Genomic DNA, 16,950 nt, shown 5'->3' with positions numbered 1-16,950 from the left:
CTTATTCCTTAAAATGCCACCGCAACGCGGTAATACACATTGAGATGATCCGGCGCCAGCCAGTCCGGATAGTTAACTGGCGTTCCTACGGTAAACTGACTGGAAAACCAGCGCCCTGAACTGGTTAATCCCAGCGCAGCCCCCCACAACGTGCCGGAGGCATAGCTATCAACGTTATCCTGTTTCAGCCAGCCGCCGTCGAATGCCGCTATCGCGCCAATCTGTCCCAGCACCGGCAGCGTAAATAGCGAATAATTCACTTCATTGCGCCAGTAGCCGCCGTTATCTCCAGAAATGTACTGTTCTTTAAAACCGCGAACGGAGGTTTCTCCGCCCAGCGTCAGGCGTTCACTTCCATAGAGTCGGTCTGGAGACCATTGAAAATACACGCTGCTTAGCCACCACAGTTTCTCTGCCAACGGGCGCTGGAAACTACCGCTGACGCTCCATTTACGAAACTCCGCCCTTGGCACATCACCCTGTTTATCGTTGTCATCCTCTGCGCCAAACCATGGCACGCCCTGGGTGAATGAAGGGTTAAACGTCGCAACGCCGGAAGCAATTTTTTGCGTATGGTTGATGCCCAGCGAAACGCTGGAAAGCTTGCGACTACTGGTTTCCAGCAGGATATCATTCAATTTGTTACGGTTAATTCGATGCGTCAAACCCAGCGATGCAGCGGTTTTGACATCACCATTGCGAAACAAAACCCAGGATCCGTTCAGACGATGGGTTTCGCTATCTCCGGTGGAACGCCAAAGATAACCATTGTTATCAATCGTGCTGAGGTAGTTACTCCAGCTGTAGTTGTAATCAAGCAGTCCGTAGCCGTAAGGAATACTCACGCCGGCCGCAAAGTTCTGCGCATCTTTGCTGCTGGAAAAATCGCTACTGCGTCCGCCGCTAATAAACCATTTATCCGCCAGGCCGAGCATATTATTGAAAAATAGCGCACCACTGAGCTGTCCGGTTCCGGTGCTCTTTTGTCCACTGTTATCAAAACTAACTGAGCCATTGAGTGGAAATTCAGGCGTGGCGGTGAGGTTAACTATTGAGAACCCCTGCTGACTGCCCGGCAAAATTTCAATTTCCACCGGCGTCTGGCGAACCCGGTTCAACTGCTCCATCCCCTGTTCAATGTCACGCAGATTGAGAATTTTTCCTTCCATTCCGGGAAAGGTCATCAGCAGAGTGCGCGATGGGACGCCTTCCAGACGTATTTGCTGCAATTTACCCTCAAGCACCGCAATGTGCAGCACCCCGGATGAGAGATCCTGTTCGGTTAAAAAGGCACGACTGGTGATGTAGCCTCGACTGATATACCAGTCGGAAATTGCATTTGTCAGTTCCGTAAGGCGGGGAATATTCAGGCATTGATTCACCCATGGCGCGGTAAGCTTTGCCGAGGCAGCAGCGGACAACTTCGTTGCGCCGTCAATATCAATACGCGAAATCATAAAACACGGCCCTTCAGTCTGGGCTGGCGTTTTCGGCGTTACGGTTTCGGGTAGCGTAACGCTACGCTCCAGCTCTTCACGCTGGCGCTGGTTTTCATTAAGTCGCTGCTGCTGTTGCTGCTGAATGGTATTCCGATCCGCAGGAGAGAGTGGCGCCGCAGAAACAGTTGTGAACGGCAAAATTAACATCCCAATTAATATTGCCAACTTTCTTTCATCCCTGAACTTCACCCCACCCCCCATAAAAGTACGAAAGCGAACTTGACTGTAAAGCACAGCCGATCCTTGTAAAAAAGCACAAAATGTAAACAAAAGTAAAGACATTAAGTGCTATTTCACTTCATTCTAATTGCATTTTAGGATTTCTTATGCTCTTAAGTTAAATTATTCTTACTCTGTTGACCTAATCCCATCGCAAATCGCCCATTTACCCACATTAACCTTCTGGATAATACGCTACGATGACGCCACTCGCATCGTGCTAACAGACATACCTCCCCGGCACTAAATAAGCGGAATCCGCAATACCTGGAAATTGTACTATTATCGCTTAACTTAATTGTCGTAAAGTAATAGCGTTAAAAAACATGGAATAATTAGAAATGAATACCAGCATAATTAAACCTTCCGCGATCGTTCTTTTCTTCCTTATTCTGGCAATACTCAATGGTTTTATTGCAACCCTGGGTTTATTCTTGTCGATTTATACCCTGTGTAAATTTCGTTCCGACGAATACAGCCCATATCAGTATTTTTTAGCAACCACCTCCCTTATTTTAACAATTATGCCTTTTGTTTTAATAGATCTCACCAAAACAGATGGGAAGAATTACCCTGCGCAAATAGATCTAGCGGTATTTAACAGCTCATCCCCTGAAACCTGCCCTACCATTAACGAGCACTTTCGTGACAGGTACGACACTGTTATAAAAAGAATCCCCTCTGCTTGTGGAACCGAGCGTATCAAGGATGTTGAATATTTGTCGAAGGGACTCTACATTACTTTCTATTCAGCAATTTTTTCCCCTGTCTCAGTCGCCGCATATTTCCTCCCACAACCAGAAGTCGTCAACACATGCCAAAAATACGTAAAAGAGTATGCTGAAATATGCTCTCCAATAAAAGGTTCAGAACTGGATCAAACAATAAATAAAATCCTTGAACTGAAGTTCCGGAATGTTAAAACAGCCACTGCAGAATAATATCAGGAGAAGGGAACGCTTAACGTTTAGAATTTAGCCACGTTTTTGCGCCAGCCAGATGGTATGCCCGGCGCAGTGCGGATCTTCCATCACCATCTCTACCACCACAAAACCGTGCGCTGACAGCAATGCGCGGTATTCATCCGGCGCGAGGCTGGCGTGAAACAGCGGTTCGCCCTCAAATTGCCCCATCGCGATACCGTTTTCCGTCCCGCTGGTAAACATCAGCGCGCTGCCGGGACGGCTGAGTCGGTCAAAAATCGGGAACATCTTTTGCTGATCCTGCTGAGTTAAATGGAAAAAGCTGTCCCAGGCGATCAGACCATCGAAAGTCTCGTTAAGTCCCAGCTCGCGCATATCCTGCTCCAGCCAGCGCTGTGCGGGAAAAGAGTGCCGGGCCCGCGCCAGCATCGCCGCAGAACCATCAATTCCCGTAAGCTGAAAGCCTTGCTGAATAAAATAACCAGCAATCGGCTGACCGTTGCCGCAGCCAATATCCACAATGCTGCCCCGCCCGCCCATCACGGTGATGAACTTATCCAGCCAGCTTTTCTCGAACAGTGCGCGTGAACGCTGGCTGGCAAAGGCCTCCGCATGACGTTGGTAGATCGACAGAATGTTGTTTGCCGCAGAGTCGCTCACGATGTCCTCACTTTTTTATTCTGTTAAGCATCACGACGATAAATCCCCCAGCACACGATTTGCAACCCTGGAATGCGCCTCGCAGAACCAATGCGCAAATCCCCCAAAACCGTCCCGCTGTGGCATCATAGCGCGCAGATAACGTCATGACAGGGGTGATAAACGTGAAACCGGTAACGCTATACGATGTGGCAGACCATGCAGGAGTCTCTTACCAGACCGTCTCGCGCGTCGTGAATCAGGCCAGCCACGTTTCCGCAAAAACCCGACAGAAAGTTGAGGCCGCGATGGCGGAGCTCAATTACATCCCCAACCGTGTCGCACAGCAGCTGGCGGGCAAACAGACGCCGCTGATTGGCGTCGTGACGGCGAACCTTGCCCTGCACGCCCCCTCGCAAATCGTTGCCGCCATAAAATCCCGCGCCGACCAGTCCGGGGCCAGCGTGGTGATCGCCATGGTCGAACGTAGCGGCGTTGAGGCATGTAAAGCCGCAGTCCACAACCTGCTTTCTCAACGCGTAACCGGGCTTATCATCAACTACCCGCTGGATGAAGAAGACGCCATTGCCGTGGCTACCGCCTGCGGTACGGTGCCGGTACTGTTTCTTGATGTCTCTGATCAGACGCCAATTAACAGCGTGATTTTCTCCCATGACGACGGCGCTCGTCTCGGCGTTGAACATCTGGTGCAGCATGGGCATCAGCGTATCGCCCTGCTGAGCGGGCCACACACTTCGGTTTCGGCAAGGCTTCGCCATGCGGGGTGGCATAAATATCTGGCGCACTACCAGTTGCAACCCACCGCGGAGCTGGAAGGCGACTGGAGCGCGATGTCAGGTTTTCAGCAAACGCTGCATATGCTTAATGGTGGTAATCTCCCCACCGCCATGCTGGTCGCTAACGATCAAATGGCGCTGGGCGCGATGCGGGCAATCAGCGAGTTCGGTCTGCGGGTGGCGGTTGATATCTCGGTGATCGGCTACGATGACACCGAAGACAGCGCCTGCTACATCCCACCACTGACCACCATCAGGCAGGATTTTCCGTTACTGGGTGAAACCAGCGTCGACAGACTGCTGCAACTTCCCCGTGGGACCTCAAGCGTGGGCAACCAACTGCTGCCCGTAACCCTGGTTAAGCGCAATACGGTTCTGCCTCCCGATACGCAAACCCTCTCACCCCAGGTGCTGGCCGACTCACTGATCCAGCTAGCGCGGCAAGTTTCGCAGCTCACACCCAAATTGTGAACGCATAACAATTGTGTGAGTCAGTTCACTCATTGAGCGCCCCATCCTTTACAGTGGGGATCGCTTATTCGTATTTTGATTGAAATTGTGAGCGAATAACAAATTCAAACAGGATACCGTTATGAACCTGAACACAGATTCACTCTCCGCTGTACTGGCCCGCCGTGACTGGGAAAACCCCGGCGTCACGCAGCTCAACCGCCTGGAGGCGCACCCGCCGTTCTGTAGCTGGCGCTCAGCGGATGATGCGCGCACCAATCAGCGATCAACTCAGTTACGCTCGCTGAATGGCAAGTGGCTGTTCGCCTGGTTTTCCGCGCCTGAGGCCGTGCCGGAAAGCTGGCTGACAAGCGATCTGCCACAGGCTGATACTGTCAACGTCCCCTCTAACTGGCAGATGGACGGTTACGACGCGCCAATTTATACCAACGTCACCTACCCGATCCCGGTTAACCCCCCGTACGTTCCAGCGCAGAATCCGACAGGATGTTACTCGCTCACATTCAGTATCGAAGACGCGTGGTTAGATGAAGGTCAGACGCGCATTATTTTTGACGGGGTGAATTCCGCGTTTCATTTGTGGTGCAATGGTCGCTGGGTTGGCTACGGTCAGGACAGCCGCCTGCCGTCTGAATTCGATCTTAGCGATTATCTGCTGCACGGCGAAAACCGCCTGGCTGTGATGGTGCTGCGCTGGAGCGACGGCAGTTATCTGGAAGACCAGGACATGTGGCGCATGAGCGGGATCTTTCGCGATGTATCTTTGCTGCATAAGCCCACTACGCAAATCCGCGATCTGCGCATTAACACCCGTTTTAACGACGATTTCAGCCGCGCCACGCTGGAAACAGAAGTCAGAGTGGCGGGCAACGAGAGCGAAGATTTACGCGTCACTCTGCAATTGTGGGACGGTGAAACGCTCACTCACGAAACGACTTCCCCGCTCGGCAGCGAAATTATTGATGAACGCGGCGCTTATCATGATCGGATTACCCTGCGTCTGAACGTCGAAAACCCGGCGCTGTGGAGTGCCGAAACGCCTAATCTGTACCGCACTGTGGTCCAGTTAAGTACCGCTGACGGAGTGCTGATTGAAGCGGAAGCCTGTGATGTCGGCTTTCGTCAGGTTCGTATTGAAAACGGCTTGCTGTTACTCAACGGTAAGCCGCTGTTGATTCGCGGCACCAACCGTCATGAGCACCATCCGGTCAACGGTCAGGTGATGGACGAGGCGACGATGGTGCAGGATATTCTGCTGATGAAGCAGAACAACTTTAACGCCGTGCGCTGCTCCCATTACCCGAACCATCCATTGTGGTACACCCTGTGCGATCGCTACGGCCTGTATGTGGTCGACGAAGCCAACATTGAAACCCACGGCATGGTGCCGATGAATCGCCTCACCGACGATCCCGCATGGCTGCCAGCCATGAGCCAGCGCGTCACGCGCATGGTGCAACGCGATCGCAACCACCCGAGCATCATCATCTGGTCATTGGGCAATGAATCCGGGCATGGCGCCAACCATGACGCGCTCTACCGCTGGATAAAATCAGAAGATCCGTCCCGACCGGTACAGTATGAAGGCGGCGGCGCAAATACCACGGCAACCGACATTATTTGCCCAATGTACGCCCGCGTCGATCAGGATCAGCCCTTCCCCGCGGTACCCAAATGGTCGATTAAAAAGTGGCTGTCGATGCCCGGCGAGCAGCGTCCACTGATCCTCTGCGAATACGCCCACGCCATGGGCAACAGTTTTGGCGGCTTCGCCAAATACTGGCAAGCGTTCCGTCAATTTCCGCGCCTACAGGGCGGGTTTGTCTGGGACTGGGTAGATCAGTCGCTGATTAAATATGATGAGAACGGCAAGGCTTGGTCTGCCTACGGTGGTGATTTTGGCGACACGCCTAACGATCGTCAGTTTTGCATGAACGGCCTGGTGTTCGCCGATCGCACCCCGCATCCGGCATTATACGAGGCCAAACATGTGCAGCAGTTTTTCCAGTTTACGCTGCTGCCGGGACCCAAACGCCAGATTGAAGTAACCAGCGAATATCTGTTCCGCCACAGCGATAACGAAGTTCTGCACTGGTCGATTGCCCAGGATGGCAACCCGCTGGCCGCCGGAGAAATCGTGCTGGATATCGCCCCACAGAGTCGCCAGGTGATTACCCTGCCAGATGTCCCGCTGCCGGAAACCGCCGGCCAGCTATGGCTAACGGTACGCGTAGAGCAACCTCAGGCCACCGCATGGTCAGATGCCGGGCACATTAGCGCCTGGCAGCAATGGAAGCTGGAAGAGAAACTCAGCCTGGCGCCACGGCCAACTGCCCGTACCGCACCACAGCTGAACGTGAGCGAAAACACCTTTACTGTTGAGATCAACGACAAGCGCTGGCAATTCGACCGTCAGTCTGGCCTGCTGACACAGTACTGGATTGGCGACGCAGCTCAGCTGTTAACCCCGCTTACTGACCAGTTCACCCGCGCGCCGCTGGACAACGACATCGGCGTGAGCGAGTCAACCCGCATCGACCCTAACGCCTGGGTCGAACGCTGGAAAGCCGCCGGTCATTATCTGGTCGAAGCAACGTTACTGCACTGTGCTGCCGACACGCTAAGCAATGCGGTACTGATCGCCACCGAACATGCGTGGCAGTATCAGGGCGAAACGCTGTTCGTCAGCCGAAAAAGCTATCGCATTGACGGCAATGGTGAAATGCAGATAACGGTGGATGTCGACGTCGCCAGCGGCACGCCACATCCGGCCCGCATCGGCCTGAGCTGCCAGCTGGCGCAGGTCGCTGAGCGCGTGAACTGGTTAGGTCTCGGCCCACATGAGAACTACCCGGATCGCCTGAGCGCCGCCTGTTTTGATCGTTGGGATTTGTCGCTTGATGAGATGTACACCCCGTATGTTTTCCCTGGCGAAAACGGTCTGCGCTGCAACACGCGTGAGCTACGCTACGGCGCGCATCAATGGCGAGGGGACTTCCTGTTCAACATCAGCCGTTTTAGCCAGAAGCAACTGATGGAAACCAGCCACCACCATCTGCTGCAACCGGAGGCAGGTACCTGGGTCAATATTGATGGCTTCCATATGGGCGTGGGCGGTGACGACTCCTGGAGTCCTTCCGTTTCACCAGAGTTCCTGCTGAGTGCCGGACGCTACCACTACCAGCTGGTCTGGGGTCAAAAATAATAATAATCGGGCAGGTTCCCCCCTGCCCGCATTCATCGTAAGGAAGTCCATTATGTATTATTTGAAAAACACTAACTTTTGGATGTTCGGCTTCTTCTTTTTCTTTTACTTTTTCATTATGGGTGCCTATTTCCCCTTCTTCCCTATCTGGTTACACGATGTAAACCATATCAGTAAAGGTGACACCGGGATCATTTTCGCCTGTATTTCACTATTTTCATTATTATTCCAGCCTGTTTTCGGACTGCTTTCCGATAAGCTTGGCCTGCGTAAACACCTGCTGTGGGTAATTACCGGAATGCTGGTAATGTTTGCCCCGTTCTTTATTTACGTCTTTGGCCCGTTATTACAGGTTAATATTTTACTGGGTTCGATTGTCGGCGGGATTTACCTTGGCTTTATCTACAATGCCGGCGCCCCGGCGATTGAAGCCTATATTGAAAAAGCCAGCCGCCGAAGCAATTTTGAATTTGGTCGCGCGCGCATGTTTGGCTGCGTGGGCTGGGCACTATGCGCCTCGATTGCCGGGATTATGTTCACCATCAATAACCAGTTTGTCTTCTGGTTAGGTTCAGGCTGTGCGGTCATTCTGGCATTGCTGCTGCTCTTTTCAAAAACAGAGGTCCCCTCTTCTGCAAAAGTTGCGGATGCGGTAGGCGCCAACAACTCGGCATTCAGTCTGAAGCTGGCGCTGGAGTTATTTAAACAACCGAAACTCTGGTTCCTCTCCCTGTACGTGGTCGGCGTTTCCTGTACGTATGATGTGTTTGACCAGCAGTTCGCCAACTTCTTTACCTCGTTCTTTGCCACCGGTGAACAGGGTACCCGTGTGTTTGGCTACGTCACGACCATGGGAGAATTACTTAATGCCTCTATCATGTTCTTTGCGCCGCTGATTGTGAACCGCATTGGCGGAAAGAACGCCCTACTGCTGGCCGGTACGATAATGTCGGTGCGGATCATCGGCTCCTCCTTCGCCACCTCTGCGCTGGAGGTCGTCATTCTCAAAACGCTGCATATGTTTGAAATACCGTTCCTGATCGTCGGTTGCTTCAAATACATCACCAGTCAGTTTGAAGTGCGCTTCTCGGCCACAATTTACCTGGTGTGCTTCTGTTTCTTCAAACAGTTAGCAATGATTTTCATGTCAGTTCTGGCCGGAAAAATGTATGAGAGTATTGGTTTCCAGGGGGCGTATCTGGTGCTGGGGATAATTGCGCTAAGCTTCACGTTGATTTCCGTATTTACCCTAAGTGGACCGGGGCCGTTTTCTCTGCTGCGTCGTCGCGAAAGCGTCACGCTGTAAAAGCCTCTTTGCCGGATACACCACTCACGTGGTTTATCCGGCCTTCGATGTGCCATCCTCACACGATGAGTCCTGACCTGGTGGTTTAAGTTCCGAGGACAGCACGCCGCTTTTTTATCGTTATGGTAAAACGGGGCGAGAAGCCAGGTCATAGCATGAGCAAAAAGACGGTTGCGGTAACAACGCTCTTTATCAGCGTATTACTTACAGGATGTGGCAGCATTGATGCGCGCACGGCAGGCGAGGATTCAGATACGTATTACGTGGGAATGCGCCATGATATTGATAAACTAAAAAACCCGGGCGCTTACGATTATAACTATTTCGATTTAGCGCTGTTATTTGTTGATGTGCCGTTATCGTTCGTGGCCGATACGGTTTATGCGCCGTTTGATTACTATCACGGGCCGTATAAGAAAGTTGATTAGAACGTAGGCCCGGTAAGCATTGCGCCACCGGGCATCACACGACGTTACTCCTCGATCGCCTGACGGATTTGCTGCAACGATGCGGGATCGTCAATGGTCGTTAGATCGCCAGGATCGCGGCCTTCGCAGATCGCCTGAATCGTCCGTCTGAGCATTTTGCCGGAGCGTGTTTTCGGCAGCTGCGACACAAACCAGACGTGCGCCGGACGACCAAAATTACCAATTTGACTGTCCACCAGCGCCATAATCGCCTTCTCTTCCGAATGGGCAATGTCGCTGTCTTCCAGGCTGTCGCTCTGTTTTGGAATAACAAACGCGACCGCCACCTGCCCTTTCAGCGCATCCTTCACACCGACCACCGCCACTTCGGCGACGTTTGGATAGCTGGAAATACTCTCCTCAATCTCGCGCGTCCCCAGCCGGTGTCCGGCCACGTTGATCACGTCATCCGTACGGCCAAGAATGAAGTAATAGCCATCGGCATCGCGAATGCCCCAGTCAAAGGTGGCGTACACCTGGCGGGAAAACAGCGACCAGTAGGTATTCACAAACCGCGCGTCATCCCCCCAGATAGTCTGAATACAGCCCGGCGGCAGCGGCCCTTCAATCACCAGCATCCCCTTCTCGTTCGCCGCACAAGGTTCACCGGTCACCTCATTGAGCAACTGCACGTTATAGCCGTACATCGGCACGCCAGGGCTGCCCAGCCGCGACGGTCGGTCGTCCAGCCCGCGGGCGATAGCCATAATCGGCCAGCCGGATTCAGTCTGCCAGTAGTTGTCGATAACCGGGACGCCCAGCGTTTCCGTTACCCAACTGGCGGTCGGTTCGTCCAGCGGCTCACCCGCCAGATACAGCACCTCCAGCGAGGAGAGATCGTGATTGCGGATTTGCGCGGTTGGGAATTTTTTCAGCACGCGGATGGCGGTCGGGGCCGAGAACATCCGGCTGACCTGATACTTCTCAACAATTTTCCACCATACGCCGCAGTCCGGATACGTTGGCAGCCCTTCGTAAACCACCGTCGCCATCCCCGCCAGCAGCGGGGCATACACGATATAGGAATGCCCAACCACCCAGCCGATATCCGACGCGCAGAAGAACACGCCGCCCGCTTTGCCGCCGAAAATGGTGTCCATCGAGGTCGCCAGCGCGACCGCGTAACCACCAACGTCGCGCTGAACGCCTTTCGGTTTACCGGTTGTCCCGGAGGTGTAGAGAATGCAGGACGTTTCATTCGATTCCAGCCAGACAACCGGCACCCGTGCGCCGAGATGCTGTTGGCGTAGCGCGGCAAAGTCGAGGTCACGCCCCTCCACCCGCGCCATTTTCGCCAGACCGCGGTCGACCAGCACCACATGACGCGGCTGATGCTGAGCCTGATCGATCGCATCATCGAGTAGCTTTTTATAGGGCAGGATCTTGCCGCCGCGCGCCCCGGCATCCGCCGAAACGATAACCACTGGTCGGGCGTCGTCGATGCGTGCCGCCACGCTGTGCGAAGCAAAACCACCGAACACCACCGAATGGATCGCCCCAATGCGTGCGCAGGCCAGCAGCGTAATGTGCGCTTCGGCGATCATCGGCATATAAACCAGTACCCGATCCCCGCGCTGTACGCCGAGCGACAACAGCATCGCTGCCACAACATTCACTTCGTCATACAACTGACGAAAGGTAAACGTGCGTTCTTCTTCGGTTTCTGATGACACAGCAATCAGCGCCAGCGCCTCGGGCTGTTTCTCCAGCCAGCGGTCGATGGCGTTATGGCACAGATTGGTCGTCCCGCCGCAAAACCAGCGGGCAAACGGCGGATTGCTGTGGTCCAGTATCTGCGTATACGGCTGCTGCCAGTCAATACGCTGGGCCTGCTCGGCCCAGAACGACTCCGGCTGCGTAATAGAACGTTGATAAAACTCGCTATAAGACATAATGCTCTCCTGTTGAACTTACGCCTGATGAGTCGGGTTTCAGATAACAAACAAATCCATATACTCATTGACCGGCATCTGCTCCAGGCGAGTTCTGTCCAGGGAGACATCCAGAATGCGCTGCTGCTGACGGGTCGGGAACTGACGCGCCAGGTTGATTTTGAACTTCTCGACCAGCTTCGGCATCCCGTCGTTACGACGGCGCGCGTGGCCGATTGGGTACTCCACCACCACTTCTTCAAAACGTGAGCCGTCGGTGAATTCCAGGGTGATGGCATTCGCGATGGCGCGTTTTTCAGGATCGTGGTAATCGGCTGTAAAGGCCGGATCTTCAAAGCAGTTGATCTTCTCGCGCAGGGTATCAATGCGTTTGTCCTGCGCCACGCCGTCTTCATAATCTGCCGCGGTTAAACGCCCGAACAGCAGCGGAATGGCGACCATATACTGGATGCAGTGATCGCGATCCGCCGGGTTATTCAGCGGGCCTTTTTTATCGATGATGCGGATACAGGCTTCGTGCGTACGAATGGTCACTTTTTCGATATCCGCCGCCGTTTTCCCTGCAGCTTGTAGCTGCTCGTACAGCGTCATCGCCGCCTCTACCGCAGTCTGCGAGTGGAACTCGGCCGGGAAGGAGATTTTAAACAGCACGTTTTCCATCACATAAGAGCCGTACGGGCGCTGGAAGCGGAACGATTCGCCTTTGAAAGAGACGTCATAAAAGCCCCAGGTTTTCGCCGTCAGCGCAGACGGATACCCCATCTCACCGGTTTTCGCCATCAGTGCCAGACGTACCGCGCGCGAAGTTGCATCGCCAGCTGCCCAGGATTTACGCGTGCCGGTATTTGGCGCATGGCGATAGGTACGCAGCGACTGCCCGTCAACCCACGCCAGCGATACGGCGTTGAGAATTTCATCCCGGTTCAGGCCAAGCATCTCGGCGACCACCGCCGTGGAGGCCACTTTGACCAGCAGGACGTGATCGAGACCGACGCGGTTAAAAGAGTTTTCCAGCGCGATGCAGCCCTGAATTTCATGGGCTTTAATCATTCCGGTGAGCACTTTTTTCATGGTTAACGGCGCTTTCCCCACCGCTACCGCATTGCGTGACAGCCAGTCAGCCGTGGCCAGAATGCCGCCGAGGTTATCGGAAGGATGCCCCCATTCCGCGGCCAGCCAGGTATCGTTAAAGTCCAGCCAGCGGATCATCGCGCCGATGTTAAACGCCGCCTGCACCGGATCGAGCTGGAACTGGGTGCCCGGAACGCGCACGCCGTTCGGCACCACAGTCCCTGGTACTACCGGCCCCAGCAGTTTTTTACAGGCCGGATATTCCAGCGCTTCCAGGCCGCAGCCTAAGGTATCAAGCAGGCAATAATGCGCGGTGTCATACGCTACCGTCGAAGTGATCTCGTAATTCATGACGTAATCAACAATATCAACGATTTCACGGTCAAATTCCGGGCGGACGTTCGAAATATGTGCAGACATAACAAGGGTTCCTGTTTTTATATTTAGAGGTTTTGCATTAGCAACGCTGATCTATCGCGACAAAGACACGATCTTCCGGGCCGGTGTAATTGGCGGAAGGACGGATAATTTTGTTGTCCTGGCGCTGTTCAATGATGTGCGCCGCCCAGCCGGTGACGCGGGCGATGACAAACAGCGGTGTGAACATTTCAGTCGGGACGCCCATCATGTTGTAGGAGACTGCCGAGAACCAGTCGAGGTTGGGGAACATCTTTTTCGTTTCCCACATCACGTCTTCCAGACGGTCGGCGATGTTGTACATTTTCAGCGAACCGCCTTCCTGAGAAAGCTGTTTCGCCACGCGCTTTATCACCTGATGGCGCGGGTCGGCGATGGTGTAAACCGGATGACCAAAGCCAATCACCACTTCTTTGTTTTCAACGCGTTTACGGATATCCGCTTCCGCTTCGTCTGGCGTTTCGTAGCGCTGTTGGATCTCCAGCGATACTTCATTCGCCCCGCCGTGTTTCGGACCACGCAGTGCGCCAATCGCGCCAATAATCGCGGAATACATATCGGATCCGGTCCCTGCAATCACGCGGCTGGTGAAGGTGGAGGCGTTGAATTCGTGTTCGGCGTACAGCACCAGCGAAATATGCATCGCTTTTTCCCAGCTTCGCGACGGCTTTTCGCCATGCAGCAGATGCAGGAAGTGGCCGCCAATGGAATCATCGTCAGTTTCCGGCTGAATACGCTCGCCGTTATGGCTGTAGTGATACCAGTACAGGAGAATAGAACTGAGCGATGCCAGCAGCTTGTCGGCAATATCGCGTGCGCCGGAGACGGTATGCCCTTCTTTTTCCGGCAACGTACAGCCCAGCGCGGAGACGCCGGTGCGCATCACGTCCATCGGGTGCGAGGCAGCAGGCAGCGCTTCCAGAACGGTACGCACGTTTGCGGGCAGTCCGCGCAGCGCTTTTAATTTGCTTTTATAGGCGGTGAGCTCATCACGGGTGGGCAATTTCCCGTGGATCAGCAGGTGCGCGACTTCTTCAAATTCGCACTGCTGCGCCAGGTCGAGAATATCGTAGCCGCGATAGTGCAGGTCGTTACCACTTTTGCCAACGGTACACAGCGCGGTATTTCCGGCGGCGACGCCTGACAGCGCAACCGATTTTTTAGGTTTAATGACATGGGTACTATTTTGCAGGATCGTTGTGTCGCTCATGTTGTCCTCGTCATTTTTATAATATGTAGGGTACAAATTTATTGCCGGATGGCGGCTACGCCTTATCCGGCCTACGACGGTTACTTCTTGGTATACAACGCGTCGAGTTTCTCTTCGAACTGGTAGTAATTGATGCTTTCGTACAGCTCGTTGCGCGTCTGCATAATGTCGATAACGCTCTTTTGCGTTCCTTCCTGGCGCAGCACGTTGTAAACCTTTTCCGCAGCGCGGTTCATGGCGCGGAAGGCCGAGAGTGGATACAGCGCCATCGCGACGTTCGCACTGCGCAGTTCATCAGTGGTGAACAGTGGCGTAGCGCCAAATTCGGTAATGTTGGCGAGGATCGGCACCTGTACCGCATCGGCAAACTGACGGTACATGGCAAGCTCGGTAATGGCTTCCGGGAACAACATATCCGCGCCTGCTTCGACGTACGCCTGGGCACGATCGATGGCGGCCTCTAACCCTTCCACCGCCAATGCATCGGTCCGCGCCATGATCACAAAGTTGGGATCGGTACGCGCATCCACGGCGGCGCGGATCCTGTCGACCATCTCTTCTTTCGAGACGATCGCCTTGTTCGGGCGATGACCGCAGCGTTTGGCGCCGATCTGATCTTCAATATGCAGCGCGGCGGCACCGGCTTTGGAAATCGACTTCACGGTCCGCGCCACGTTGAAAGCTGACGATCCAAAACCGATATCCGCATCCACCAGCAATGGCAGCGGGCAAACATCGGTAATGCGGCGAATATCGGTTAGCACATCATCAAGGGTAGAAATACCAAGATCCGGCAGACCCAGAGACCCAGCCGCGACGCCGCCGCCGGAGAGATAAATCGCCTGATATCCGGCGCGTTGAGCCAGCAGAGCGTGGTTGGCGTTGATGGTGCCAACGATTTGTAATGGGTTTTCTTTGCTGAGCGCGGCGCGAAACGCCTGCCCTGGGGAGTGTAGAGACATATCCCGTCCTTTGTTATCAACTTGTTATCATTCGTTGATTTATTTAAAGCAAGGGGTATGCCAAAGACCTTAATTTTTAATTAATTTATATATTTACCTTTAAAAACAATATATTAAATTAAATCTTTGTATCTTTGTTGCACAAAAGCGTGTCAGCTATCGTTTCATGAAACGTTCCTTCACGTTTCATTGCAACATTCATGAAACACAACTAAACCCTAATACTCGGTGCCTTACTTTTTAGGATGGTTATGGCTGATACGCATCTTCCGCCGCGGGTGAATGACGACAAACCGGTTATCTGGACCGTTTCGGTCACGCGCCTGTTCGAACTGTTTCGCGACATCAGCCTGGAGTTCGACCACCTGGCAACTATCACCCCTATTCAGCTTGGTTTTGAAAAAGCGGTGACGTATATCCGCAAGAAGTTAGCCACCGAGCGTTGTGATGCCATCATTGCCGCAGGTTCCAACGGGGCATATCTGAAAAGCCGTTTATCGATTCCGGTGATCCTGATTAAACCCAGCGGGTTTGACGTGCTACAGGCGCTGGCCAAAGCGGGAAAGCTCACCTCGTCGATTGGTGTCATTACCTATCAGGAAACCCTCCCCGCGCTGCTCGCTTTTCAAAAAACCTTCAATTTGCAGCTTGAACAGCGCAGCTATATCACGGAAGAAGATGCCCGTGGACAAATCAACGAGCTGAAGGCCAGCGGCACGCAGGCGGTCGTCGGCGCGGGGTTGATTACCGACCTGGCTGAAGAAGCAGGCATGACCGGCATCTTTATCTATTCTGCGGCCACCGTGCGCCAGGCCTTTGTCGATGCGCTCGATATGACTCGTCTGACGCTGCGCAGAAACGGTCCGTACGTTTCCGGCGATACGCTGCGCACCCGCTATGCGCTGGGGGATATGCACGGTCACTCGGCACAGATGGAACAGGTGCGGCACACCATTATGCTTTATGCCCGTTCGCGTGCACCGGTGCTGATTCAGGGCGAAACCGGCACGGGCAAAGAGCTGGCGGCGCAGGCAATTCATCGTGAGTTTTTCACCCGTCAGGAGAATCGGCGCGGTAAACCTTCGCCGCCGTTTGTTGCCGTCAACTGCGGGGCAATCACCGAATCATTACTGGAAGCGGAACTGTTCGGCTATGAGGATGGCGCCTTTACCGGCTCCCGTCGGGGAGGACGCGCGGGCCTGTTTGAAATCGCCCACGGCGGAACGCTGTTTCTTGATGAGATAGGCGAAATGCCGCTGCCGTTACAAACCCGACTGCTGCGCGTGCTGGAAGAAAAAGAGGTCACCCGGGTCGGTGGACATCAGCCGATTCCGGTCGATGTCCGGGTGATTAGCGCCACCCACTGTCATCTGGAGCAGGAGATAAAACAGGGAGAATTTCGCACCGATCTGTTTTATCGCCTGAGTATTTTGCGCCTCACGCTACCGCCGCTACGCGAGCGATTGCCCGATATCCTGCCGCTGGCGGAAGGCTTTTTAAAACAGTCGCTGGCGGAACTGGAGGTGCCGTTTTCTGAACCTGTGCGCAAGGGGCTGGGTCTGAGTCAACCGACGTTACTGAACTATGGCTGGCCTGGGAATATCCGTGAACTGCGTAATATGATGGAGCGCCTGGCGCTGTTTTTAAGCGTCGAGCCGCAGCCGGAGCTGAACGTACAATTCCTGCAGCAGCTGTTACCGGAACTGGCCGTTGCTGCTGACGCGCCGCAGGTATCCTCATCGCTGACGCCGCAGCAGGTGCTGGCGCAATTCAATGGCGATAAAACCGCGGCTGCACGATATCTCGGGGTAAGCCGAACCACCTTCTGGCGCAGATTAAAAGAAAACCCGCCGATACAATGACCGGCGGGTA

The 16,950-nt window shown here is 54.0% G+C and carries 12 protein-coding genes; 6 read left to right on the top strand and 6 right to left on the bottom strand.

Annotated features, from left to right (window positions below; genetic code table 11):
- Positions 1 to 8: 8 nt before the first annotated feature.
- Positions 9 to 1,646, bottom strand: a complete 1,638-nt coding sequence (locus tag WC7_RS20340; RefSeq protein ID WP_231390973.1) for a ShlB/FhaC/HecB family hemolysin secretion/activation protein — start codon at positions 1,644 to 1,646, stop codon at positions 9 to 11.
- 413 nt (positions 1,647 to 2,059) lie between these two features.
- Here WC7_RS20340 and WC7_RS20345 point away from each other — a divergent pair, with 413 nt between their 5' ends.
- Complete coding sequence (locus tag WC7_RS20345; RefSeq protein ID WP_016151955.1) at positions 2,060 to 2,659, top strand: hypothetical protein; 600 nt, start codon at positions 2,060 to 2,062, stop codon at positions 2,657 to 2,659.
- A 33-nt stretch (positions 2,660 to 2,692) separates the two neighbouring features.
- On the opposite strand, the gene WC7_RS20350 is transcribed toward WC7_RS20345, so the two are convergent.
- Complete coding sequence (locus tag WC7_RS20350; protein ID WP_016151954.1) at positions 2,693 to 3,301, bottom strand: class I SAM-dependent DNA methyltransferase; 609 nt, start codon at positions 3,299 to 3,301, stop codon at positions 2,693 to 2,695.
- 164 nt (positions 3,302 to 3,465) lie between these two features.
- Here WC7_RS20350 and WC7_RS20355 point away from each other — a divergent pair, with 164 nt between their 5' ends.
- The 4 genes from WC7_RS20355 (at position 3,466) to WC7_RS20370 (ending at position 9,487) form a co-directional block, all read left to right on the top strand.
- Entirely contained in the window at positions 3,466 to 4,548 is a 1,083-nt protein-coding gene (locus WC7_RS20355) for a LacI family DNA-binding transcriptional regulator (protein WP_016151953.1), read from the top strand.
- 121 nt (positions 4,549 to 4,669) lie between these two features.
- Positions 4,670 to 7,753 (top strand): beta-galactosidase, encoded by a 3,084-nt coding sequence (locus WC7_RS20360; RefSeq protein ID WP_016151952.1) that lies wholly within the window; start codon positions 4,670 to 4,672, stop codon positions 7,751 to 7,753.
- Positions 7,754 to 7,805: 52 nt separating this feature from the next.
- Positions 7,806 to 9,059 (top strand): MFS transporter, encoded by a 1,254-nt coding sequence (locus WC7_RS20365; RefSeq protein WP_016151951.1) that lies wholly within the window; start codon positions 7,806 to 7,808, stop codon positions 9,057 to 9,059.
- A 155-nt stretch (positions 9,060 to 9,214) separates the two neighbouring features.
- Positions 9,215 to 9,487, top strand: a complete 273-nt coding sequence (locus tag WC7_RS20370; protein WP_016151950.1) for a YceK/YidQ family lipoprotein — start codon at positions 9,215 to 9,217, stop codon at positions 9,485 to 9,487.
- A gap of 44 nt (positions 9,488 to 9,531) precedes the next feature.
- Here the strand turns inward: WC7_RS20370 and prpE are convergent, their stop codons facing one another.
- From prpE to prpB, 4 genes are all read right to left on the bottom strand, one after another.
- A complete protein-coding gene (prpE, locus tag WC7_RS20375) occupies positions 9,532 to 11,418 on the bottom strand; it encodes a propionate--CoA ligase (protein WP_016151949.1) in 1,887 nt (628 codons plus the stop codon).
- A 39-nt stretch (positions 11,419 to 11,457) separates the two neighbouring features.
- Positions 11,458 to 12,909, bottom strand: coding sequence for a bifunctional 2-methylcitrate dehydratase/aconitate hydratase (locus WC7_RS20380; protein WP_016151948.1), 1,452 nt, complete (start codon positions 12,907 to 12,909; stop codon positions 11,458 to 11,460).
- Positions 12,910 to 12,946: 37 nt separating this feature from the next.
- The gene (gene prpC / locus WC7_RS20385; protein WP_016151947.1) at positions 12,947 to 14,116 is read right to left on the bottom strand and encodes a bifunctional 2-methylcitrate synthase/citrate synthase; all 1,170 of its coding nucleotides are present in this window, start codon (positions 14,114 to 14,116) and stop codon (positions 12,947 to 12,949) included.
- 80 nt (positions 14,117 to 14,196) lie between these two features.
- Entirely contained in the window at positions 14,197 to 15,078 is an 882-nt protein-coding gene (gene prpB, locus WC7_RS20390) for a methylisocitrate lyase (RefSeq protein ID WP_016151946.1), read from the bottom strand.
- A 251-nt stretch (positions 15,079 to 15,329) separates the two neighbouring features.
- Between prpB and prpR the strand changes: the two genes are divergently transcribed.
- Positions 15,330 to 16,940: a propionate catabolism operon regulatory protein PrpR gene (gene prpR, locus WC7_RS20395; protein ID WP_016151945.1), complete on the top strand. Its 1,611-nt coding sequence runs from the start codon at positions 15,330 to 15,332 to the stop codon at positions 16,938 to 16,940.
- The last annotated feature ends 10 nt before the right edge of the window (positions 16,941 to 16,950 follow it).

The organism is Citrobacter sp. KTE151 (assembly GCF_000398845.1).
GTDB lineage: Bacteria > Pseudomonadota > Gammaproteobacteria > Enterobacterales > Enterobacteriaceae > Citrobacter > Citrobacter braakii.
This window is presented reverse-complemented; position numbering and strand designations above follow the sequence as displayed.

Excerpts from the sequence above, each read along its gene's own strand:
- prpC (WP_016151947.1), bottom strand. The coding sequence starts at position 14,116 with ATGAGCGACACAACGATCCTGCAAAATAGTACCCATGTCATTAAACCT.
- prpE (WP_016151949.1), bottom strand. The coding sequence starts at position 11,418 with ATGTCTTATAGCGAGTTTTATCAACGTTCTATTACGCAGCCGGAGTCG.
- WC7_RS20365 (WP_016151951.1), top strand. The coding sequence starts at position 7,806 with ATGTATTATTTGAAAAACACTAACTTTTGGATGTTCGGCTTCTTCTTT.
- WC7_RS20380 (WP_016151948.1), bottom strand. The coding sequence starts at position 12,909 with ATGTCTGCACATATTTCGAACGTCCGCCCGGAATTTGACCGTGAAATC.
- prpR (WP_016151945.1), top strand. The coding sequence starts at position 15,330 with ATGGCTGATACGCATCTTCCGCCGCGGGTGAATGACGACAAACCGGTT.
- WC7_RS20360 (WP_016151952.1), top strand. The coding sequence starts at position 4,670 with ATGAACCTGAACACAGATTCACTCTCCGCTGTACTGGCCCGCCGTGAC.
- WC7_RS20370 (WP_016151950.1), top strand. The coding sequence starts at position 9,215 with ATGAGCAAAAAGACGGTTGCGGTAACAACGCTCTTTATCAGCGTATTA.
- WC7_RS20340 (WP_231390973.1), bottom strand. The coding sequence starts at position 1,646 with ATGTTAATTTTGCCGTTCACAACTGTTTCTGCGGCGCCACTCTCTCCT.
- WC7_RS20345 (WP_016151955.1), top strand. The coding sequence starts at position 2,060 with ATGAATACCAGCATAATTAAACCTTCCGCGATCGTTCTTTTCTTCCTT.
- prpB (WP_016151946.1), bottom strand. The coding sequence starts at position 15,078 with ATGTCTCTACACTCCCCAGGGCAGGCGTTTCGCGCCGCGCTCAGCAAA.